This is a genomic window from Acinetobacter sp. ANC 4173, assembly GCF_004331255.1.
GTDB lineage: Bacteria > Pseudomonadota > Gammaproteobacteria > Pseudomonadales > Moraxellaceae > Acinetobacter.
In genome coordinates this window covers 145525-166942 of the sequence record NZ_SJOF01000007.1, presented here as the reverse complement: position 1 = coordinate 166942, position 21418 = coordinate 145525, and the positions used below count along the sequence as shown (strand labels likewise).

24 protein-coding genes are annotated in these 21418 nt (G+C 40.5%); 14 read left to right on the top strand and 10 right to left on the bottom strand.

Going from position 1 to position 21418, the window contains the following annotated elements; all coding sequences use genetic code 11:
- Positions 1-13: 13 nt before the first annotated feature.
- Genes madL through E0H94_RS10285 form a run of 9 tightly spaced genes read left to right on the top strand, consistent with a single transcriptional unit; the run spans position 14 to position 7282 of the window.
- Positions 14-412, top strand: coding sequence for a malonate transporter subunit MadL (gene madL / locus E0H94_RS10325; RefSeq protein WP_131326447.1), 399 nt, complete (start codon positions 14-16; stop codon positions 410-412).
- A 60-nt stretch (positions 413-472) separates the two neighbouring features.
- Positions 473-1234, top strand: coding sequence for a malonate transporter subunit MadM (gene madM / locus E0H94_RS10320; protein WP_131326446.1), 762 nt, complete (start codon positions 473-475; stop codon positions 1232-1234).
- A 21-nt stretch (positions 1235-1255) separates the two neighbouring features.
- On the top strand, positions 1256-2911 hold the full coding sequence (gene mdcA, locus E0H94_RS10315; RefSeq protein WP_131326445.1) for a malonate decarboxylase subunit alpha: 1656 nt from the start codon (positions 1256-1258) through the stop codon (positions 2909-2911).
- Positions 2912-2916: 5 nt separating this feature from the next.
- A complete protein-coding gene (mdcC, locus tag E0H94_RS10310) occupies positions 2917-3225 on the top strand; it encodes a malonate decarboxylase acyl carrier protein (RefSeq protein ID WP_131326444.1) in 309 nt (102 codons plus the stop codon).
- 3 nt (positions 3226-3228) lie between these two features.
- Entirely contained in the window at positions 3229-4116 is an 888-nt protein-coding gene (locus E0H94_RS10305; protein ID WP_131326443.1) for a biotin-independent malonate decarboxylase subunit beta, read from the top strand.
- A 4-nt stretch (positions 4117-4120) separates the two neighbouring features.
- Positions 4121-4837 (top strand): biotin-independent malonate decarboxylase subunit gamma, encoded by a 717-nt coding sequence (mdcE, locus tag E0H94_RS10300; RefSeq protein WP_131326442.1) that lies wholly within the window; start codon positions 4121-4123, stop codon positions 4835-4837.
- A gap of 10 nt (positions 4838-4847) precedes the next feature.
- Complete coding sequence (gene mdcG / locus E0H94_RS10295) at positions 4848-5528, top strand: malonate decarboxylase holo-[acyl-carrier-protein] synthase (protein WP_131326441.1); 681 nt, start codon at positions 4848-4850, stop codon at positions 5526-5528.
- The gene (gene mdcB / locus E0H94_RS10290; RefSeq protein ID WP_131326440.1) at positions 5506-6381 is read left to right on the top strand and encodes a triphosphoribosyl-dephospho-CoA synthase MdcB; all 876 of its coding nucleotides are present in this window, start codon (positions 5506-5508) and stop codon (positions 6379-6381) included. Before mdcG ends, mdcB begins: the two co-directional genes overlap by 23 nt.
- On the top strand, positions 6359-7282 hold the full coding sequence (locus E0H94_RS10285; protein WP_131326439.1) for an acyltransferase domain-containing protein: 924 nt from the start codon (positions 6359-6361) through the stop codon (positions 7280-7282). The genes mdcB and E0H94_RS10285 overlap by 23 nt, the downstream gene beginning before the upstream one ends.
- A gap of 400 nt (positions 7283-7682) precedes the next feature.
- On the opposite strand, the gene E0H94_RS10280 is transcribed toward E0H94_RS10285, so the two are convergent.
- On the bottom strand, positions 7683-8675 hold the full coding sequence (locus E0H94_RS10280; protein WP_131326438.1) for a helix-turn-helix transcriptional regulator: 993 nt from the start codon (positions 8673-8675) through the stop codon (positions 7683-7685).
- 258 nt (positions 8676-8933) lie between these two features.
- Between E0H94_RS10280 and E0H94_RS10275 the strand changes: the two genes are divergently transcribed.
- The 5 genes from E0H94_RS10275 (at position 8934) to E0H94_RS10255 (ending at position 13159) form a co-directional block, all read left to right on the top strand.
- Complete coding sequence (locus tag E0H94_RS10275; protein ID WP_131326484.1) at positions 8934-10481, top strand: circularly permuted type 2 ATP-grasp protein; 1548 nt, start codon at positions 8934-8936, stop codon at positions 10479-10481.
- 28 nt (positions 10482-10509) lie between these two features.
- A complete protein-coding gene (locus E0H94_RS10270) occupies positions 10510-11112 on the top strand; it encodes an alpha-E domain-containing protein (protein ID WP_131326437.1) in 603 nt (200 codons plus the stop codon).
- Positions 11109-11891 carry a transglutaminase family protein gene (locus tag E0H94_RS10265; protein ID WP_131326436.1) on the top strand — a complete coding sequence of 261 codons (783 nt, stop codon included), beginning with the start codon at positions 11109-11111 and terminating at the stop codon, positions 11889-11891. The genes E0H94_RS10270 and E0H94_RS10265 overlap by 4 nt, the downstream gene beginning before the upstream one ends.
- 19 nt (positions 11892-11910) lie before the next feature.
- Positions 11911-12645 (top strand): proteasome-type protease, encoded by a 735-nt coding sequence (locus E0H94_RS10260; protein WP_131326435.1) that lies wholly within the window; start codon positions 11911-11913, stop codon positions 12643-12645.
- 91 nt (positions 12646-12736) lie between these two features.
- Positions 12737-13159: a BLUF domain-containing protein gene (locus tag E0H94_RS10255; RefSeq protein ID WP_131326434.1), complete on the top strand. Its 423-nt coding sequence runs from the start codon at positions 12737-12739 to the stop codon at positions 13157-13159.
- A 76-nt stretch (positions 13160-13235) separates the two neighbouring features.
- Here the strand turns inward: E0H94_RS10255 and alr are convergent, their stop codons facing one another.
- From alr to cyoB, 9 genes are all read right to left on the bottom strand, one after another.
- On the bottom strand, positions 13236-14306 hold the full coding sequence (gene alr / locus E0H94_RS10250) for an alanine racemase (RefSeq protein ID WP_131326433.1): 1071 nt from the start codon (positions 14304-14306) through the stop codon (positions 13236-13238).
- Positions 14307-14584: 278 nt separating this feature from the next.
- Complete coding sequence (gene dnaB, locus E0H94_RS10245) at positions 14585-16030, bottom strand: replicative DNA helicase (RefSeq protein WP_116759547.1); 1446 nt, start codon at positions 16028-16030, stop codon at positions 14585-14587.
- Between the two features lie 201 nt (positions 16031-16231).
- Complete coding sequence (gene rplI, locus E0H94_RS10240) at positions 16232-16678, bottom strand: 50S ribosomal protein L9 (protein ID WP_116759545.1); 447 nt, start codon at positions 16676-16678, stop codon at positions 16232-16234.
- Between the two features lie 9 nt (positions 16679-16687).
- Entirely contained in the window at positions 16688-16915 is a 228-nt protein-coding gene (gene rpsR / locus E0H94_RS10235) for a 30S ribosomal protein S18 (protein WP_004278792.1), read from the bottom strand.
- Between the two features lie 11 nt (positions 16916-16926).
- Positions 16927-17316 (bottom strand): 30S ribosomal protein S6, encoded by a 390-nt coding sequence (gene rpsF, locus E0H94_RS10230; protein ID WP_116759542.1) that lies wholly within the window; start codon positions 17314-17316, stop codon positions 16927-16929.
- Positions 17317-17585: 269 nt separating this feature from the next.
- Positions 17586-18464 carry a heme o synthase gene (gene cyoE, locus E0H94_RS10225; protein WP_131326432.1) on the bottom strand — a complete coding sequence of 293 codons (879 nt, stop codon included), beginning with the start codon at positions 18462-18464 and terminating at the stop codon, positions 17586-17588.
- A gap of 10 nt (positions 18465-18474) precedes the next feature.
- Entirely contained in the window at positions 18475-18804 is a 330-nt protein-coding gene (gene cyoD, locus E0H94_RS10220; protein WP_116759538.1) for a cytochrome o ubiquinol oxidase subunit IV, read from the bottom strand.
- Positions 18804-19424, bottom strand: coding sequence for a cytochrome o ubiquinol oxidase subunit III (cyoC, locus tag E0H94_RS10215; protein ID WP_131326431.1), 621 nt, complete (start codon positions 19422-19424; stop codon positions 18804-18806). Before cyoC ends, cyoD begins: the two co-directional genes overlap by 1 nt.
- Before the next feature lie 4 nt (positions 19425-19428).
- Complete coding sequence (gene cyoB / locus E0H94_RS10210) at positions 19429-21417, bottom strand: cytochrome o ubiquinol oxidase subunit I (RefSeq protein WP_131326430.1); 1989 nt, start codon at positions 21415-21417, stop codon at positions 19429-19431.
- Between the last annotated feature and the right edge of the window lies 1 nt (position 21418).

Below are 21418 nucleotides of genomic sequence, written 5' to 3'. Positions count from 1 at the left end.
GGAGGATTCAGCGATGATTATTTACGGAACAGCCATACTGGCAATCTGCCATCTACTAGGCGTTTATTTAGGAAACATTCTCGGTATGGCGCTTGGCGTGAAAGCCAATGTAGGTGGTGTGGCAATTGCCATGATTCTTTTAATTATATCAAAGGAGGTTTTAGCAAAACGCGGCCACTTACCTCAAACCACACAATTTGGCGTGTTGTACTGGTCTGGTATGTACATTCCAATTGTCGTTGCTATGTCAGCAGGACAAAACGTAGTCGCAGCGCTTTCAGGCGGAATGTTAGGTTTGATTGTTTCAGTTGCATCACTCATCGGAACAGTATTGGTCATTCGTTGGTTGAACAAATCCAGTGGTGATTATGAGTCTTATGAATGGTCTGTTGAATCGGAAAAAGCGGCTTAAGGAAAGCGTGTCATTCACACAGAATAAAAATGGTTTGTACAGCGACAAGGAAGAAATGTAATGGAAGAAATAATTACGGTATTAACCAAAAATGCATTGGTCACAGCATTGGCGGTTACAGGTTTGATGATGTATGTCTCACATCTTCTCTCAAAATATCTCACCAAGGGTAAATTACAAAGTTCAGCATTTGCCATCACTATGGGTTTGGTTCTGGCGTATTTTGCAGGGATTTATACCCAAGGTGAAAAGGGTATTTCAGATATCGAGATTTTTGGTGGTTTTGCCTTACTCGGTGGAGCCATGCTACGCGATTTGGCCATTGCATCGACAGCATTTGAAGTGGATGTAAAAGAAGTTAAGAAAGCAGGTAAAGTCGGCTTAATTGCCTTAACACTAGGTTGTGTGATTCCTTTCATTATTGGTGCAATGGTGGCTTGGGTCATGGGTTATCGAGATCCTGTGTCTATGACAACCATTGGTGCGGGTGCAATGACTTATATCGTGGGTCCAGTAACAGGATCAGCGATTGGCGCAAGCTCAGAAGTAATTGCACTATCTATTGCGATTGGTTTGATTAAAGCAGTGTTCTTTATGGTGGGCACGCCATTACTCGCAAAATTCATGTATTTAAAAAGTCCACGCTCAGCGATGGTTTTTGGTGGTCTGGCTGGCACAACCAGTGGTACAGCTGCGGGCTTAGCAGGTACAGATGTGCGTTTAGTACCGTATGGTGCTTTGGTTGCAACATTCTATACAGGCTTAGGTTGCTTACTCGGACCATCACTATTTTTCCTCACGATCAATGCCATCTTCGGCTAACTCAAACATAAAGGTGATGTCATGAACCAGATGGTTAAGAAGCATTTATGGGATAAGCAGAGAACCCGTAGACAAGAAAAACTCAATCAAGCGAAGCAAAAAGGCTTTGAAAAGAAAGTTGAACATGCACGTGTGATTGAACTATTGGAAACGGTCATTGCTTGCGGAGATCGGGTGTGCTTAGAAGGTAATAACCAGAAACAGGCAGATTTTCTCTCCAAGAGCTTAAGTCAGTGTAATCCAGATGTGGTGAATAATTTACACATTGTTCAGTCTGTACTAGCTTTACCAAGTCACATAGATGTCTTTGAAAAGGGTATTGCTTCTAAAGTTGATTTTTCTTTTGCAGGCCCACAAAGTTTACGTCTGGCTCAATTGGTTCAGCAGCAAAAGATTAGTATCGGATCAATTCATACTTATCTAGAGCTATATGGGCGTTACTTTATCGATTTGACACCTAATGTCTGCCTGATCACGGCACATGCGGCCGATCGTGAGGGTAATCTGTATACAGGTGCAAATACCGAAGATACGCCCGCGATTATTGAAGCCACTGCATTTAAAAGCGGGATTGTGATTGCGCAGGTCAATGAAATTGTCGATAAGTTACCGCGTGTCGATGTCCCAGCAGGTTGGGTCGATTTTTATATCGAAAGCCCCAAGCACAACTATATAGAACCGTTATTTACCCGTGATCCCGCACAAATTACCGAAGTGCAAATTTTAATGGCGATGATGGTGATTAAAGGGATCTATGCACCATATCAAATTCAACGTTTAAATCATGGTATTGGCTTTGATACCGCGGCAATTGAATTGTTACTACCTACGTATGGGGCATCCTTAGGACTAAAGGGGCAGATCTGTACCAATTGGGCTTTGAATCCGCACCCGACTTTAATTCCTGCGATTGAAAGTGGATTTGTCGAATCGATCCATAGCTTTGGTTCTGAAGTGGGGATGGAAGACTATATTAAAGAACGTCCAGATGTATTCTTTACAGGCAGTGACGGCAGCATGCGTTCCAATCGTGCTTTTAGTCAAACAGCAGGTTTATACGCCTGTGATCTGTTCATTGGTTCGACTTTACAAATTGACTTACAGGGCAACAGCTCAACCGCCACGGTAGACCGTATTTCTGGTTTTGGTGGTGCACCGAATATGGGCTCTGACCCGCATGGACGCCGTCATGCTAGTTATGCCTATACCAAAGCAGGGCGTGAAGCCGTCGACGGCAAACTGATTAAAGGTCGCAAATTGGTAGTGCAGTTGGTCGAAACGTACCGTGAACATATGCATCCTGTCTTTGTCGAAGAGTTAGATGCGTGGCAGTTACAAGACAAAATGGACAGCGAACTCCCGCCCATCATGATTTATGGCGAAGATGTGACCCATATTGTGACGGAAGAAGGCATTGCCAACTTACTGTTATGTCGAACCCCAGAGGAACGTGAACAAGCGATTCGTGGTGTGGCAGGTTATACCCCAGTGGGGATGCAGCGTGATGAGGCCAAAGTGGAAGAATTACGTCAGCGCGGCATTATTCAGCGTCCAGAAGATTTGGGTATCGATCCAACACAGGTCAGTCGTGATTTATTGGCGGCAAAATCGGTGAAAGATTTAGTTAAATGGTCGGGTGGTTTATATAGCCCCCCAAGTCGCTTTAGAAACTGGTGATCGACATGGAAAAGTTAAAATTTGAATTACAATCAGCACCGCTGAGTACTGAACAAGCGGCTGTTATTTGTGGTGTGGTTGGCTCTGGAAATTTAGAAGTCTTGGTTTCACAACATGATCAGGCGGATATTTGTCAGATTGAAGTCACCACATCAGCCGTTGGTTTTCAACATGTTTGGCAGTCTGTACTGAATGAGTTTACACAACGTCATGCGGTAGCAGGGCTTAAATTTCAGTTAAATGATATGGGGGCGACCCCAGCGGTGGTGAACCTGCGCTTAAGCCAAGCAATATCTATGTTTAAGGGAGTATAGAACATGGATCAAGTGATGCTCAAAAACAGTTTTTATGAGAAAACAGCACGTGCACGCATTCAAGCGGTTGTCGATGCTCAGAGTTTTAAAGAAATACTCAAACCGACTGAAATTGAAGTTAGCCCGCATCTCTCTGCTCTGGATATTCCGGGAAGTTTTGATGATGGCGTGATTATTGGTACGGCACGTGTAAACGGAACACCTGTACATATCATGGCGCAAGAAGGGCAATTCATGGGCGGTGCTGTGGGGGAAATCCACGGGGCAAAAATTGTCGGTCTTTTACAAAAAGCCATTCAAGATCAAGCACAGGCGGTACTGTTTTTTGTCGACTCAGGCGGTGTGCGCCTTCACGAAGCCAATGCAGGTCTCATTGCCATTTCTGAAATTATGCGTGCCATGTTACAGGTACGAAATGCAGGTATTCCTATTATTACCGTAATTGGTGGTACTTGTGGTGCTTTTGGTGGGATGGGCATTAGTGCATGTTTGAGCAGTGCCATCATCATGACGGAAGAAGGACGTTTGGCACTGTCTGGCCCAGAAGTGATTGAAACGGTCAAAGGCGTGGAAGAATTTGACTCGAAAGATCGTGCTTTGGTTTGGCGTGTCACAGGCGGGAAACATCGTTATTTACTCAATCATGTACAGGCTTTGGTTGAGGATGATATTGCCGATATTCGTGATGCGATTTTAGCACAGCTAGACACTAAGGTAGCCCCTTTAGATTTAGAACAATTACAGCAACAACAGCAACAACTTGAGCAACAGTACCAACGCTGGTTTGGTAAAAATGATGGTTTACAGATTTGGCATGAGATGGGAATTGCACAGCCAGAAAAAATTCCGATGCTGTCTGCCCATGAAGTTGTGTTGTTAAAGCAAGGATGAGCACATGAATACAGAATTACTTTTACAACAGTTGTTTCCTCATCAACTGGATTATCAGATCGAAGGTTATGTAATTAAGGGCAATGCGCAAACCGAAGCGGGTCCAGTACGGATTTTGGGTACGGTTAATGCTGCGCCGATTAATCAAGACATTGCTATTCAGTTGTCTTCTGAAATTTTAAAATTGGTGCAACAAGGTGACCAAACTCCTGTAGTTTTTATTGTGGATACGCAAGGACAAGATCTTTCCCGTGCCGATGAATTACTATGCCTCAACCGTACTTTTGCACATTTGGCATCTTGTGTAGATCTATTACGCCGTAGTGGACATGCCAATCTTGCTATTATTTTCGGTCAAGCGGTCAGTGGCGGATTCCTTTCTTATGGCTTAATGGCCAACGAAGTCTATGCACTGAGCGATTCTCAAGTCAAAGTCATGGACCTGAACGCGATGGCACGTGTGACCAAAATTCCTGTAGAAAAACTGAAACAACTGTCGCAAAGCTCAGCCATCTTTGCGCCAGGGGTCGAAAATTTCTACAAGATGGGCGCAATCAACGCTGTATGGGAAAACTTGGACAGCGATTGGGTGAGTCAAGCATTATTCAATCAACAGCAACATCTGGAAAGTTATATTACAGATCAGCGCCGTGTCGTTGGACAGCAGCGTCAAGGTCGTATGCTTTGTAATCAAATTGTCGAGAAAGTGGCACTCAGCTAAGGAGCAGAAAATGGATCGTCATGACTTAGCTTATCTCTACGATTTGGCAACATTACATTTTTTGGATAGTACTTTACCTGAACCTGCTAAACAAAAAGTGTATCAGTTGCTGAATCAGCACATTCCAATGACAGTATGTCGGCAGGAAAGTTCGGCAGATGGACAGGTTAAGCTGGCGATCAACTGCTTGGTTGAGGGTTGCAAATATCGGGTTGCTTGTTTAGTTGACATTAATGAAATTGAACTGATCACACGACCGCTATCTTTACATACGCTCTTAAAAGAGCATGAAAACACCTTTTCAGATACGGTAATCCATGATTTTGCGGAGGCTTTGCAACAGCTTGGTTGCGAAGTGTATGTCTATGGGTCTTATGCGTATGAATACCTTAGCAAAGAAGCTTATGTACGTCCGACATCAGACTTAGATTTGGTGCTATATCCAAAAAATTTAACACAAATTCCCGAGATTTTAAATCTGATTCAACATGCTCAAGCCCTGAGCCAGATACGTTTGGATGGAGAAATTCAAATACACCCAGCTTGGCATGTATCGTTTAATGAACTCCTGATGATTTATCCAGACCAATCGCAGAGCATTATTGTAAAAGGATTGCAGCGGGTGGATATACTGAGATTAGAACAATTATTAGAAGGGACGCTTGAAGATGCAGATTATACAGAAGCATGAAAGTCTATTAGACATTTCACAGTATGCAATGCGATTAGATCATTTAGCGCGAACAGCACTTTATGAAGAAGTGAGTTTAGAGCAAAAGCCCGGTTTGGTGTGTCCAACTTCGCAGGGCAGTCATACCGATATGGATTTTCCATTATTTCAGCGCAGTATTGATGCTTTACACGGTTATTTTCAATCCCAATGTTTGAATGGTTATCAGCACGTTGCTTTTGAAAATATTCAGCAATGTGGCATTCAAGCTGAACAAAAAATGATGACTGCAACCACGCAAATTAATACCCATAAAGGGGCAATTTTTAATTTAGGCTTTGCCAGTGCAGCGATAGGAAAATGCTTAGCTCAAGATGTTTCAGTGAATGCGATTTCCATTGGGCGTATGATTCAGCAAACATGGCAAGAGGAATTACTGCATCATCTAGAGCGTAATCCCAACAGTCATGGGCAACGGATGCGCAGTCAATACGGCATTACAGGTGCAATTGAGGAAGTCGCTTCAGGCTTTAAAACAGTGTTAGATGTTGCTGTTCCACACTATTTAGAAATTTATGCAAAAACAGAGGATAAAAAGCGTGCATCGCTTCAAGCTTTATTTGCCTTAATATCTCATCTGCAAGATACCAATATTGTTTGGCGTGGCGGTTTATCGGCTTTATATATTGTGCAAGATTTGGCGAAGCAGTTTTTAGCGCGAGGCGGTGTGCTACAACACAATTGGATGCAAGATGTATCTAAAGTGGAAGATTACTTTGTTCAACATCATCTTAGCCCCGGTGGAAGTGCAGACTTATTGGGGGTGACTTTGTTCATGCTGAAGGTGGAACATGAATTTCGCAATATTATTTAGTGGGCAAGGGGTGCAGAACTTAGCTCATGTTCAGCAATTAAAAGATCTTGCGACTGAGTTGAATGTCACTTCACAGCTCACACAATGTTTACCTACATTATTTAATCCAAATTTATCCGAAGCAGACTTATATTCTAACGATTTTGCTCAACCTTTCATTTTTGCCTTACAGTGGTGTCGCTGGCAAAAGTTAAAGCATAAGCTGGATGAAATCATCAGTTTTTCAGGTTATTCATTGGGTGAGCTGAGCGCACTGATTTGTTCAACCGAAATTAGTTTTGAGCAAGGACTGTATTTAGCCCGACAGCGAGGCATGTTAATGTCGGAGGCTGGGCAAGAGTCGAGTGGTTTATTGGCTGTTCAAGGAATAAATTGGAACGGATTAGAACTACTTCTGGCAAAGACTGCGACTGAATTATCAATAAAAATTAGCGATAGTCATTTTATTGTCGGTGGTCTAGAAGCAAATTTACAGCAATTGACACAACAACTTGAACAGGTGGGAACACATTCGGTGAAACGACTGAATGTCAGTATTCCTTCCCATACCTCTTTAATGAATTGTGCTGTAGCTCCTTATCGGCAGGTTTTACAACAACATCAGTTTAATCGTTTGGAAGTGGCTATCATTAGTGGCTCAGGCGGGCATAAATATTATAAAACCAGTGATGCCGTTGAGGCGCTGATTGATCAAATGAACCACGCCATAGATTGGGATTCATGTTTAACCGCTATACAAGAAAATCAACCCGATATTGTGTTAGAAATTGGGCCAGGCAATGCTTTAAGTAAAATGTTATTGGAGCGTAGTCCACATCTAAATGTACGAGCCGTGGATGATTTTAAAACTTTTCAAGGTTTAGAACTTTGGATTGAAAAACAACAGAATATTGATTGCTAAAATAGAATGAAATGAATGTAAGGATGACGGTTGTATTTATCATCACGGGAGTTAGTCATTTGCATAAATTCATTTAAGCAGAAAATATGATTTGATCGGAACAATTGCTTATTTCAGGTGCGGTGAAAGATTCAGTATATTCAATGAACTTAAACCACGCGGAGAAACCAGTGATGACCATTAAATCTATTCGATACAACCGAGGAGAACTTGCTTGCTGAAACATTCCATGTGCAGCAAAAAATACAATTCATGTAGACACTATGAAATGGGGTTTAGAAACATAATGTCTAAGGCTCTAACCTTGCAAGATTATAAATTAAAACAGATAAATACAATAAAAGTATAAAGTCCCAATGGTTGGGACTTTTTTTGCGTGTCACTTTATTAAATTAGCATTTCAGTCTTGTTGTCGGACTGCACGTTCAACTTCTTCAGGCTCAATTTTCTGAATTTTATTACCAAAACTGCGTAGCCACCACGTGAGTTGAGAAGTAAAAGGAACAGTTGCAGAAATCTGAACCAGATTATGCTCAAGAGGTGTAATCACCTGATCTCGACTTAATTGGCTTTCTTCAAAATAATGTGACTCGCATTCTGGAATGGTCAGTTTTAAAGCGACATGATCTGTAGGTTTGTTATAGTCAACTCTAAATCCAAGTGCACCTGAGTCAATATAGGCATCAATATCGAAATTGACAGGATGTAGTGCGCGGGAATCTAGCACTTTAGCTGACTTAAAACGGTGCAAAGCAAAAGTCTGAATATCGGTTTTATCATAACGAGTACAAATTAAATAAATCGTTGCACCTTTTTGCACCAATGCCAAAGGGTTCAATGTATAAATGCTTTCTTCTGCTTGAGGGCGTTTTTGATAAACACATTCCAATTGCTTGTCTTGTAATAGGCCTTCATAAATGGCTTGCTGTGCGGCACGATCAACCATGGGCGGAATCAAAGGTTGATTGGCAGGCACAATACGAACCCGATTAATCCATTGGCGAACATTATTTTGGGTGGATAAACTGCGACGTGCCAAATCAAACCACGGATTCATCTCTTCGAGTAAGCTTGGAGGCAAAAGGTGCTTTAAGTGCTCCTCTACCATCATAAAAGTCACAGCTTGAGAACTGGTCATATGCGGCAGGCTTTGAAGCGGTGCATCTGAACGCCAACGCCATCCTTGAGGGACGGTTTTATTGCTCTCAATTGGAAATCGCTGCGAAATCTGATTCAAATCACGCTGGATGGTGCGCAAGCTGATATCGATGCCTTCTCTTTGCAAAATTTCCTGTATTTCCCGTGTACCCATCCATTTTCCTGCGGAAAGGCGGGAAAGGATTTGCCATTGTCGATAAAGGCTATTCGATGTTTCTTTTTCTTGTACAGACATAATTCAAATAACAACAAATAAGTTGGTAATTAATAAAACAGTGTTAAACACAATAAAAAAACCTAACCCAATTGGCAAGCATTTCTCAACGAATCAGGCAAAGAAAGTTCAATAATTTTAGGCACAAGATCAAGCAGAAATGATATTGAGTACGGACTAAAAGCGTGAATTAATAAGGACTCGGCATAAGGGATGTAAGGAGTGGCATTCTTATTGCTTAATAAAAATGAGTTTGGCTATAACTATAAAGAGGGTCATATGCTTAAAGAAAAAGAGATTGTAGAGTTAAACGGTTTATCACCAGATGTGAATAGTAAGCAATTGACAGTAAAAGTGGAGGGTGTAGCAAAACCGCAGGAAAAAACACAGTTACTTTTTGAGCGAACAAATTCGGTTTTTTTTAATGAAATGTTGGATGATCATGCCGTTTCGGAAACTGCATGTGCAAAAATTGAACATTGGTTGTCGCAATATAATATAGACGAATTACACGCTTTAAATCAGCATGCTAAAGAACATTTTTTATATGAAGGCATTACCTTTACGGTCTATGGAGAAGCAGAAGGAACAGAGCGTACTATTCCTTATGATGTGATCCCTCGGGTAATTGCGAAAAAGCAATGGAATAAAATCTCACTCGGTTGTGCACAACGCGTCAAAGCCTTGAATCTTTTTTTACATGATATTTATCATCAGCAAGATATTCTTAAAGCAGGTATTGTGCCTGAACTACAAGTTCTCAAGCATGAGGCTTTTCAGCCACATATGTGTAATCAGAGCTTAAAAGGCAAAATTTACAGCCAAATTAGCGGCATTGATATTGTCCGAGATCGTCATGGTGAGTTCTATGTGCTTGAAGATAATTTAAGAACGCCATCGGGTGTGTCTTATATGTTGGAAAGCCGAAAAATCAGTCAGAAACTAATGCCTGAATTATGTTTGCAAAATAACTTGCAAGGTATTGAACATTATCCGTTATTACTGAAAGAAATATTGGCCGAAAATGCGTTTAACGATAATCCGTTCATTGTGATTTTAACTCCGGGTCGTTTTAACAGCGCATATTATGAACACTCCTTTTTGGCAAGGGAAATGGGTGTGCCTTTAGTAACATCGCGTGATCTTTACGTCGAAAACGATAAGGTTTATGTCAAAACGGTGCGAGGCAAACAACAGGTTGATGTAATTTATCGACGTATTGATGATGATTATCTCGATCCATTGTGTTTTATGCCTGACAGTACACTTGGCGTTGCAGGTTTGATGTCTGCCTATTTGCAAAAGAATGTGGTGATTGCAAATGCACCCGGTACAGGGGTTGCAGATGACAAATCTATTTATCCTTATGTCGATAAAATGATTCAGTTCTATTTAGCTGAACAGCCTGTTCTTAAAAATGTGCCGACTTATCAGTGTCGTGAAAGTAAAGATCTTGAATATGTATTAGACAATTTAGCTCAACTGGTTGTGAAAGAAGCACAGGGTTCAGGAGGATATGGCATGCTCATCGGGCCACATGCTTCTGCACAGCAAATTGCGACTTTTAAGGATAAAATTTTGGCAACGCCACATTTGTACATTGCCCAACCCACATTAGATTTGTCGGTTTGTCCAATGTTAAGCGATACAGGTCTGTCCGAACGTCACATTGATTTGCGACCATTTGTCCTGAGTTCACCTTATCGTACCGAAATTGTACCGGGTGGCTTAACACGCATGGCTATGCAAGAAGGCTCTCTTGTGGTGAATTCTTCACAAGGTGGTGGCATTAAAGATACATGGGTTGTCGATCATTTACATTCATAATTAACCAAAACGATGAAGGAGCAATTTCATGATTTTACTCAGCACGAATGCACAACAAATTTTTTGGTTAGGTCGTTATTTAACGCGTATTGAATATTTATGCCAGCAATTTCCATTTATAGATGACCAGAAGGCGGTGTCTTATGCACATGCTTTCTGTTTACCTGCATTTGATGCAAGCTCACTCAATGAACTGGTATTAGACCCAGAACAACCCTATTCATTTATTCAACAGTTTCAGTTTGCCAAAGACAATGTTCAAGAATTGAGGGGCGTTTTTTCTGCAAAAACCTATGCAGAATTAAATCAATATATTCGGAATGCTAGCGCGAGTTCGACGTGTATTTGTGATGTGATTGCAGATTGTCGTGAAGTGCTAGAAGCTGAGCCTGAAGAAACTTTCTTATTCTATTCTTTGGGGCAAACTTTAGAGCAATTAGATCGACAACTGCGCTTAAAGCAAGATCAGACACAAACTTTACAGCAAATTTCGGCACTTATAGAAGTTTTGGAGCGAATGGGATGGGACAGTTTGGATACAGCTTGGCAACAACTTAAAGCTCAACCTGATCAAATAAATTTTTATAACTTTAGTGACCAAATTCAATATTTATTTGAGGTGAATGCATGAAACTCATGATCAATCACCAAACTCATTATCAATATACTGAACAGGCGTGTAATAGCATTCAGTATATTAAAATGACGCCATTTAATAATACGCATCAGAAAGTGCATTACTGGGATGTGAGTGTGCCAGGTGAGCGTTGTACGAAGAGAGACGCATTCAATAACATCTGGATTACCAGTTCACAACGTTATGCTTATGAGCAAATGACGGTTATGGCACAAGGGATTGTTGAGCTGAATAAGCAGCCTTCTGTGATGAGTCTGACGGATCATTTGAATCCTTATCAATTCTTGCAACCAACGCCAACAACCATGTGCAATGCAGAAATGAAGGAATTTGCTCATCGCTTCGTGCCAGAATTAACCCATGAAAATTTGGTGAAACTGTCTGAAGCCATTTTGCAGCATATTCCCTATATTTCGAATCAGACTTCAGTCAATACCTCTGCCATTGAAGTATTTCATAATCGTCAGGGGGTATGCCAAGATCATAGTCATGTTTTTATTGCTTTATGCAAAGCTTTGGGCTTGCCAGCACGCTATGTTTCAGGTTATTTATTTGTGCCAAATACATCACACCTTGCCAGTCATGCATGGGCAGAAGTATTTCTGGGAAACACATGGTATTGTTTCGATATCAGTAACCAGATCTTTAGCCCAGATAAGCATATTTATGTGGCAATCGGTCGAGATTATTGGGATGTTGCCCCAATTCGTGGAGTGCGCGAAAAAGGGGGAGTTGAAACGATGCACTCAATTGTTCAAGTACTTGCATGTTAATGTAAGTTAAGGGGAAGAGATGACTTATTGTTGTGCGCTTAGATTAAAAGATGGTCTCGTCTTTATCAGTGATACGCGTACGAATGCTGGCGTAGATCATATTTCAGTATTTCGAAAGCTTTATACTTTTGGAATTGAAAACGAACGTTTTATTACGATTCAAACCTCAGGTAATCTGGCCACAACGCAGGCAGTCATTGGACATCTAAAGAACCATTTGGAATTACAACAAATACCCAATTTGTATAGTGTAAATACTATGTTTGAAGTGGCTGAATTGGTTGGACACACTCTGCAAAAAGTTATTGCAGATGTGACTGAAAATACGCAGGAACAGAGTAATTATTACTGTAGTTTGTTGGTTGGGGGTCAAATCGGTCAAGCCGAAATGCAGCTTTATAACATTTACCCACAAGGTAATTTTATTTGTGCGACCAGTGATACTCCGTATTTTCAAATTGGTGAAAGTAAATATGGTAAGCCAATTCTTGATCGTGCCTTAAGTTATGATATGCCACTGAGTGAGGCTTTACGTTGTAGTTTAATTTCATTCGATTCGACACTACGTTCAAATGTATCGGTAGGAATGCCGCTTGATGCACTCATTTATAAAAAGAATAGTTTACATATTCCTGAAGGCAAACGAATCACTGAAGAAGACCCTTATTTTCAACATATAAGCAAACAATGGTCTGATACTTTGCGCAGTGGATTGCAGAATCTACCCAATCCTTCAGATGACTATTTTAATTAGTTTTTCATACTTATTTTCTTAGGAATAGCGCGAGAAATCGCGCTATTCTTTTATCTGTACAATGAATAAAACAATAAGACAGGAAATCACAATGTACCAACTCTGCTATGCCAGTCAGGCAAAACTACCTTCTGAAACACGACTACAAGATTTAAGAGACATTCTATCTGAAGCCCGAGATTTTAATGTAAAACGAAAGATTAAAGGAGTATTGTGTTATGCAGATGGTTGCTTCTTCCAATGTTTAGAAGGAGAACAAGATTCGGTTTTAAGCTTATTGAATAAAATAAAAAAAGATCAGCGGCACTATGATTTAAGTATATTGTCGCAACGACAAATACAGACTGATTTTCATTTTCCAGATTGGAGTATGAAATATATTGGTAAACATTCAGACATACATCATTTTTTTGCACAATTGGGATCTAGCAAATTTAATCCCGTATTATTGCAGCAAGCATCATTACAGAATTTTTTACAGTTGCTATATCGCATTCCAGATCAGCAGTTATAGATGCAGGTCAGTTGACCAAGTAATGAAACCATAGATACCACTCACAAAGCAGAGTAGTACCTAAAGGCATTTTTTCTTATTCAACTTTTCGATGAGGGCGTTGGCTTAAACGGCATAAAAGCTCATAACCAATCGTACCATTTGCTTCGGCAACATCATCTACTAGACGTTGTTTGCCCCAAAGTTCAACAGGTGTGCCCAGTGCAACACCTAAACCAGTAACATCAATGGCAACCATATCCATTGCGACACGTCCAACAACAGGAAGCATTTTCCCTTGAATCACAACATAATTTTGTTTGACATAGGCTCGAGGGTAACCATCTCCATAGCCAATTGAAACGATGGCTAAATCCGTGTTTTGTAATGCGGTATACGTTGAACCATAGCCAACCTTTTCGCCTTTTTGAATATGACTCAATGCAATAATTTCTGCACTCAAAGTCATCACAGGCTGTAGATCTAAATCTTTTACAGTCCGATCAGCAAAAGGTGTTGCGCCATATAACATAATGCCTGGGCGCACATAATCGAAATGGAGTTCAGGCCAACGATAAATTGCAGCTGAATTACAACATGAAGCAAGAATTGGAGCACAACTTTGTTTTATATCAATAAACTGAGCAATTTGTTGTTCATTTAAAGGGTGGTCGGCATCAGCATTGGCAAAATGCATGGTTAATACGCAGGTAAAGCCTGCTGCTTTTAAGATATTAATGACAGCAATAATTTCACTGGCTTTAAAACCTAATCGGTTCATGCCACTATTGAGCTTAATCCAGACTTTGAGTCCAAGGGCAGTGTATTGTTCTTGATGGGCCAGTAACCAATTCACTTGTTGTGGCTGATGTACAACACATTCCAGCTTTTCTGCAATGACGGTCTGCATTTCATCAGCGGAAAATATCCCTTCAATTAATGTAATTGGCTGTTCATAGCCTAAAGCACGAATTTCCAATGCTTCTTGCAAGCAGGCGACACCAAAAGCATCGCTACTATTTAAGGCTGCAAGACAGTCTTTGATCCCATGTCCATAAGCATTTGCTTTCACCATACTTACGATTTTTGCCTTAGGGGCAAGTTGTTTGACACGGTTTAAATTATATTGAAGTGCTGATTGATCAATACAAACTGTTGCTTGGCGCACCCGAATGACTCCTTTGGGAACAGAGAATGGCAAGATTAAAACAATGGTTTTATTTCAAGTCATCGAATCAGAAATATGGCATGGTATTACCGTTCAGGTAAATATCCACAAAATATGTCAGTTATTGTAGACCTATAAAAATCAAATACCCATCTTATTTCATGGCTTTATTCTATTTAAATGTATGGATTATCGGTTTTGTTCGATAAAGACGGTCTTATGGTAGCGTTATTTTAAGTATTCAGGGTTAAATAAAAAATGGGCTGAACGCCCATTTTTTATTCTTCGTCATTGTACTGACTATAGTATTCAGGTGACAAGTTACTAAAACGCGTATACTGACCTTCAAAAGCCAATCGGACTGTACCAATTGGACCATTACGTTGCTTACCAATAATAATTTCGGCGGTACCCGCTTCTTTCGACTCTTTGTTATAAACCTCATCACGGTAAATAAACATAATTAAGTCGGCATCCTGCTCAATTGCACCTGATTCACGTAAGTCGGACATTACAGGGCGCTTATTGGGACGGTTTTCCAGAGAACGGTTTAACTGAGACAGTGCGATGACGGGACACATCATTTCTTTTGCTAATGCTTTTAAGCTTCGAGAAATTTCACCAATTTCACCCACACGGTTATCTCCCATACCTGGGACTTTCATCAACTGTAAATAGTCGACCATAATACAGCCCAGTTTTCCCCCATGTTGTTTGGCGATACGACGTGCACGCGCACGTAATTCGGTTGGAGGCAGGGCAGAAGAGTCATCAATATACAGATGCTTTTCTTGTAGCTGTAAAATCGTACCAGTGACTTTAGACCATTCATCACCATCGAGTTTACCAGCACGTAAATGACCTTGATGTACTTTGCCGTAAGCGGAAATCAAACGCATAGCAATCGAGTCTGCGGGCATTTCCATCGAGAACACTAGTGCAGGTAAATCACAGTTAAATAGCACACTTTCAACTAAATTCATGGCAAAAGTGGTTTTACCCATTGATGGACGTGCAGCAACAATAATCATATCGCCTGCTTGCATGCCTGAAGTTTTATTATCTAATTCAACAAAACCCGTGGTTAGACCAGTAATGTTACCTTCCATTTGAGACAGTTCATTTAATTTGTCAAAAACATCGGCAACTACGGTATTAATGGCTTTTGGACCTGCATTTTTCTTATTGTTATTGTGTTGTTCAGCAATCGAGAAAATATTGGTTTCTGCTAAATCTAAAATTTCACCGACACTGCGACCTTTGGTGTCATAAGCATTTTGTAAGATTTCAGAACTGACTTTAATCATGTTACGTAAAGTCGAAAATTCTTTAATTTTATTGGCATAGGTTTCGAGGTTATAGAAACTTGACGGAGAGTCAGCCATCAGCTGCATTAAATATTCTTCACCACCAATCGCTTCCAGCAAATTCTGCTTAATTAACCAGTCATTCACCAAAACTGCATCGTAAGGCGAATTTTCTTGCGCGAGTTTTTCAATTGCCCGATAAATGTATTTATGGCGTGTTGCATAAAAATCTTGTTCATTCAGTACATCACTGACTTGCTCGAATGACTCGGCAACGGTCATAAGTGCAGCGAGCACAGCTTGCTCGATGGCTAAATTATGTGGAGGTGTGCGAAATTCTTTGAGTTGATTCGACTCATTTATTTTATTGTCTGCTTTGGATGAGTTTGGGGTAGCAGTGGCATTTGCCTGAGACATATCAAAAACCTAAAGATAAATGCAGGAAAGAATAATGCAGATAGAAGTGCAGAGCATCATGATAATGTCATCAATAATACGCACTCTGGGGTAAAGATAGTATCAAAATTTCAGCCTAATGTGGGCTTGGAATTGATAAGTGAGAAAATTTAGAGATAAAAAAAGAGCATGCGTGAGCATGCCCTTTTTTTTTGCAAGAAATTACTCAGATACGATAGTAACGAGAACTTCAGCAACAACATCATGATGCAATTGGATTGCGATGTTGAATTCACCAGTGTGGCGAAGCGCACCATTTGGTAAACGAACTTCTGCACGGTCAACAACAAGACCAGCATTAGTTAAAGCGTCAGCGATGTCACGCGTACCGATCGAACCGAATAGTTTACCTTCGTCACCAGCTTTAGCAGTGATTACGATGTTAACTTCGTCTAATTGGCTAGCACGTGCTTGAGCAGCAGCTAAAACATCAGCTTCAGCTTTCTCAAGTTCAGCGCGACGAGCTTCAAAAGCAGCAGTGTTAGCTTCAGTAGCTGCTACTGCTTGACCTTGAGGGATAAGGTAGTTGCGGCCGTAACCAGCTTTAACTGAAACTTTATCGCCTAATTTACCAAGGTTTTTAATGCGTTGTAATAAAATAATATCCACAGCTCAACCTCACTTATGATTGTCAGTGTAAGGGATCAAAGACAAGTAACGAGCTTGTTTAATAGCAAGCGCTAATTGACGTTGGTAACGAGCTTTAGTACCTGTAATACGGCTAGGAACAATCTTGCCGTTTTCAGTGATGTACTGTTTTAAAGTGTCGATATCTTTGTAGTCGATGTACGTAACGTTCTCAGCTGTAAAGCGGCAGAACTTGCGACGACGGTAAAAACGTGCCATTGATGTTCTCCTTATGCTTCAGCAGAGTCTTGAGCAGCTAGTTGTGCTTCTTCACGTTGAGCTTTACGCGCACGCTTTTCTTCAGCACTCTTAGCCAATAAAGACTCTTCAGTGATTGCGTTTTCACGACGGATGATTAAGTTACGAAGGATCGCGTCATTATAACGGAACAATTCTTCTAACTCATCAAGAGTAGTTTGACCACACTCAACATTCATAAGAATGTAGTGAGCTTTGTGGATCTTGTTGATTGGGTAAGCCAATTGGCGACGGCCCCAGTCTTCAAGACGGTGAATTTGACCTTCAGCTTCTTTGATGTGAGTTAGGTAGCGTTCTACCATACCAACGACTTGATCGCTTTGATCAGGGTGTACTAAAAGTACGATTTCGTAATGACGCATTGTCAGCTCCTTACGGTTTAAACAGCCCCCAACCAGAATAATAAGTCGGAAGCAAGGAGTCACAACCTAAGTTGTGTCGCATAATTTGCGAAGGATGAATTTTAGATGGTTTAGCGACCAAATTCAAGTCATAAAATAAGTTATGCTGTGAATTTAGGATGGAGTTTAAATATAAATATATTTAAATGAAAGTAGCTAAAGAAAAGTAAGTTTTTACAATGTATTCAGATAGGGCAAATTTTTAAAAGATAGAGAGGGGTCTCTATCTTTTAAAAAAGTGGTAAATGCGGGGCAGGGCTTACATAGCTAAAACTAAAACTAAAACTTAAAGCAGTGATTAAAATCACAGAATATAAGAAATAGCGTTTAGCCCAAACTTGATCATTTTCTGCTTTAAAACCAATAATGGATAAATAAACCCAATAGGCACATAAAGCATTAAAGCTGATTAAGAAAAATAAGTTTGTATAACCAAAGCAATATAGACCATTTAATACTGCTGCAAACAAAACTACGTAAATCAGACTTTCGACTTTGGTACGTAAAATTGAACGTGCAACAGGTAAAATTGGAATACCTGCATTTTTGTAGTCATCGAAACGATAGATAGCAATTCCCCATGAATGGGGCATCTGCCAGAGTGCATATGCTAAAAAAATCAGTAATGCAGCAACATCGAATTCGTTAGAAACAGCCGTATAACCAATTACAGGTGGACTTGCACCTGAGATACTCCCAATCAATGTTTGGTGAATGGTGGTACGTTTGCTCCAAAGACTATAAAAACCGACATAAACAACAAAACCAAGAACAGCGAAACCAAAAGCATAAGCATTGACAAAAAGCCATAACATGCCAAATCCCAAAAGACCTAAAGCTGCTGCAAAAACAAGAGCAATACTAGGACTAATCGTTTTTTGAACAAGAGCACGGTTTTGAGTACGTTGCATCTTTTGGTCAATGTCTTGATCAATGACATTGTTAACTACACATCCTGATGCAACAACTAAAGTTGTAGCCAGTAGGGTAATCAGAAGTAAAAGGAAATCTACAGAACCTTGGGCGGCTAAGAAGAAGCCGCCCAAAGTGGTAACGAAGTTACCAAAGAGAATTCCTGGCTTAGTCAGGAATAAATACTTTTTTAACATGACAACCAGTTTAGAGCATCATGTTGAAGTGAAGGTAATTCATAACCCATACAGAACCAATCAAAAGAACGGCAATTGTAAGAATTGTATAAATAAATGCAATTACGTTCCAACGCTGCTCTGCAGATGAGTTCATGTGCAAGAAGAAAATCAACTGTACAAGAACCTGAGCAATTGCAGTAATACCAATGACTGCAAGAGTTGCGCCACGACCGAAGTTTTCTGGGTTCATTGCCATGTAGAATGGAACAATAGTTAATAACACAGAAACAATAAAACCAATGGTATATTGTTTTACGGTACCGTGAGCTGCATCAGACGTATGATGATCGTGACCCATTAGAGAACTCCCGCCAAATAAACTACGCTGAATACACAGATCCACACGATGTCAAGGAAGTGCCAGAACAAGCTCAAGCAAGCAAGACGACGTGTGTTCGGTAAAGTCAAACCATTTTTCTTGATTTGAATCATTAACACAATCATCCATACCAAACCAGAAGTTACGTGAATACCGTGCGTACCAACTAAAGTAAAGAACGCAGATAAGAACGCACTTGTGCTTGGACCATGACCAGCATGTACAAGGTGATTAAACTCGTACAGTTCCATGCCAATGAACGATGCACCAAATACCCAAGTAATAATTAACCAGATTAAAACTTGGCTAACATTCTTTTTGTATGATGCAAGTACAGCAAAACCAAATGTTACAGAAGAAATTAAGAGAGCAAAAGTTTCAGTTAATACGAAACTTAAAGACTCACCAAAAAGTTCTTTTGCACTTGGTGTACCCGGTGGAACGTGACCACTTAATACAACGAAAGCAATGAAGAGTGTACCGAATAGGATCAAGTCACTCATCAAGTATGACCAGAAACCAAAGACAGTGATGTCAGTATCATCGTGATGATGATGTTCATCGTGTCCGTGGTTATCGTGATGAAGTACTTCAGCCATTGTCTTAGTCCTTCTTCAAGTGTTTTTCAAGAATCGCATAGCGTTCGTTTTCAATGCGCTCAACTTCAGCAGCAGGAACATAGTAATCAACTTTCTTAGTGAAAGAGCTTACGATGAAGCTGATGATTGCAGCAACAAAGGTTACGACAACTAACCACCAAATGTGCCAGATTAAACCGAAGCCCATAACAGTAATGAACATTGCGATTACAAAGCCAGCAGCACGGTTCGTTGGCATATGTACATCTTCATAAGACGTTGGACGTGCATAAGCAACACCATTCTCTTTGTCATTCCAGAAAGTATCGATACCGCTAATTTTAGGAAGATGAGCAAAGTTATAGAACGGAGCAGGTGAAGACGTAGACCATTCAAGTACACGACCGTCCCATGGATCGCCTGTAACGTCCATGTTGTCATGGCGTTGTAAGAAACCAACAATGATTTGCATTAAGAAACATGCAATACCAAGTGCGATTAATACTGCACCAAACAATGCAATTGCGATGTACGGATCCCATTCAGGGTTGTCATATGTATTCAAACGACGCGTCATACCCATGAAACCAAGGATATAAAGTGGCATGAATGCAAAGTAGAAACCTAAGAACCAGAACCAGAATGCTGCTTTACCCCAAGCTTCATTAAGCTTCCAACCAAACATTTTTGGCCAGTAGAAAATGATACCCGCAAACATTGCGAATACAACACCACCAATAATTACGTTATGGAAGTGAGCGATAAGGAATAAAGAGTTGTGTACAAGGAAGTCCGCAGGCGGAACAGCCATTAATACACCAGTCAAACCACCGATACCGAAAGTCACAAGGAAGCCCAGTGTCCAAAGCATTGGTGTTGTATATGTAATGCGACCTTTGTACATGGTGAATAACCAAGAGAAGATTTTCACACCAGTCGGAATCGCAATAACCATCGTCATGATACCGAAGAACGCGTTAACGTTGGCACCTGCACCCATGGTAAAGAAATGGTGAAGCCATACAACAAATGACAATACAGTAATTGCAACTGTTGCATACACCATAGATTTGTAGCCGAACAACGTTTTGCGAGCAAAAGTCGATACAACTTCAGAGTAAATACCAAAGGCTGGTAATACCAAGATATATACTTCTGGGTGACCCCAAGTCCAAATCAAGTTTACGTAAAGCATTGGGCTACCGCCAAGCTCATTGGTAAAGAAGTGGAAACCGAAGTAACGATCTAGAGATAACATTGCAATTGTTGCAGTTAACACTGGGAATGCAGCAATAATCAGAACTGCAGTACAAAGAGCAGTCCAAGTGAAAATTGGCATATCCATCAATTTCATGCCAGGTGCACGCATTTTGATGATGGTAACAAAGAAGTTAACACCAGTTAAAAGTGTACCTAAACCAGAAATCTGAAGTGCCCAGATGTAGTAGTCAACACCAACACCAGGAGAGTATTCAATGCCAGAAAGAGGAGGGTAAGCCATCCAACCTGTAGCAGCGAATTCACCTAAAGCAAGTGAAACCATCATTAAGCCTGCAGCACCAGCGAATAACCAGAAGCTTACAGAGTTCAATAATGGGAAGGCAACGTCACGAGCACCAATCTGTAAAGGTACAGAGATGTTCATTAAGCCAACAACAAGACCCATTGCTACGAAGAAGATCATAATTACACCGTGAGCGGTGAAGATCTGGTCATAGTGTTCTGGGTGTAAATAACCTTCACCGCCACCACGAGCGAGGAAAAGTTGTAAACGCATCATGATTGCATCTGCGAAGCCACGAAGTAACATGACTACAGATACCAAGATATACATGATACCAATTTTCTTATGGTCTACAGATGTGAACCATTCGTTCCACAAGTAGCTCCATTTTTTAAAGTAGGTAATGCCTGCAAAAGCAGCAATACCACCTAAAACCATCAAAGCAACCGTTACCAACACGATTGGATCGTGTGGAATCGAATCTGGACCTAACTTACCTAAGAAGCTCATG

Bases quoted from the DNA above. Each gene is read 5' to 3' on its own strand.
- madL (WP_131326447.1), top strand. From the start codon at position 14: ATGATTATTTACGGAACAGCCATACTGGCAATCTGCCATCTACTAGGC.
- madM (WP_131326446.1), top strand. From the start codon at position 473: ATGGAAGAAATAATTACGGTATTAACCAAAAATGCATTGGTCACAGCA.
- mdcA (WP_131326445.1), top strand. From the start codon at position 1,256: ATGAACCAGATGGTTAAGAAGCATTTATGGGATAAGCAGAGAACCCGT.
- mdcC (WP_131326444.1), top strand. From the start codon at position 2,917: ATGGAAAAGTTAAAATTTGAATTACAATCAGCACCGCTGAGTACTGAA.
- E0H94_RS10305 (WP_131326443.1), top strand. From the start codon at position 3,229: ATGGATCAAGTGATGCTCAAAAACAGTTTTTATGAGAAAACAGCACGT.
- mdcE (WP_131326442.1), top strand. From the start codon at position 4,121: ATGAATACAGAATTACTTTTACAACAGTTGTTTCCTCATCAACTGGAT.
- mdcG (WP_131326441.1), top strand. From the start codon at position 4,848: ATGGATCGTCATGACTTAGCTTATCTCTACGATTTGGCAACATTACAT.
- mdcB (WP_131326440.1), top strand. From the start codon at position 5,506: ATGCAGATTATACAGAAGCATGAAAGTCTATTAGACATTTCACAGTAT.
- E0H94_RS10285 (WP_131326439.1), top strand. From the start codon at position 6,359: ATGAATTTCGCAATATTATTTAGTGGGCAAGGGGTGCAGAACTTAGCT.
- E0H94_RS10280 (WP_131326438.1), bottom strand. From the start codon at position 8,675: ATGTCTGTACAAGAAAAAGAAACATCGAATAGCCTTTATCGACAATGG.
- E0H94_RS10275 (WP_131326484.1), top strand. From the start codon at position 8,934: ATGCTTAAAGAAAAAGAGATTGTAGAGTTAAACGGTTTATCACCAGAT.
- E0H94_RS10270 (WP_131326437.1), top strand. From the start codon at position 10,510: ATGATTTTACTCAGCACGAATGCACAACAAATTTTTTGGTTAGGTCGT.
- E0H94_RS10265 (WP_131326436.1), top strand. From the start codon at position 11,109: ATGAAACTCATGATCAATCACCAAACTCATTATCAATATACTGAACAG.
- E0H94_RS10260 (WP_131326435.1), top strand. From the start codon at position 11,911: ATGACTTATTGTTGTGCGCTTAGATTAAAAGATGGTCTCGTCTTTATC.
- E0H94_RS10255 (WP_131326434.1), top strand. From the start codon at position 12,737: ATGTACCAACTCTGCTATGCCAGTCAGGCAAAACTACCTTCTGAAACA.
- dnaB (WP_116759547.1), bottom strand. From the start codon at position 16,030: ATGTCTCAGGCAAATGCCACTGCTACCCCAAACTCATCCAAAGCAGAC.
- rpsR (WP_004278792.1), bottom strand. From the start codon at position 16,915: ATGGCACGTTTTTACCGTCGTCGCAAGTTCTGCCGCTTTACAGCTGAG.
- rpsF (WP_116759542.1), bottom strand. From the start codon at position 17,316: ATGCGTCATTACGAAATCGTACTTTTAGTACACCCTGATCAAAGCGAT.
- cyoE (WP_131326432.1), bottom strand. From the start codon at position 18,464: ATGTTAAAAAAGTATTTATTCCTGACTAAGCCAGGAATTCTCTTTGGT.
- cyoD (WP_116759538.1), bottom strand. From the start codon at position 18,804: ATGGGTCACGATCATCATACGTCTGATGCAGCTCACGGTACCGTAAAA.
- cyoC (WP_131326431.1), bottom strand. From the start codon at position 19,424: ATGGCTGAAGTACTTCATCACGATAACCACGGACACGATGAACATCAT.
- cyoB (WP_131326430.1), bottom strand. From the start codon at position 21,417: ATGAGCTTCTTAGGTAAGTTAGGTCCAGATTCGATTCCACACGATCCA.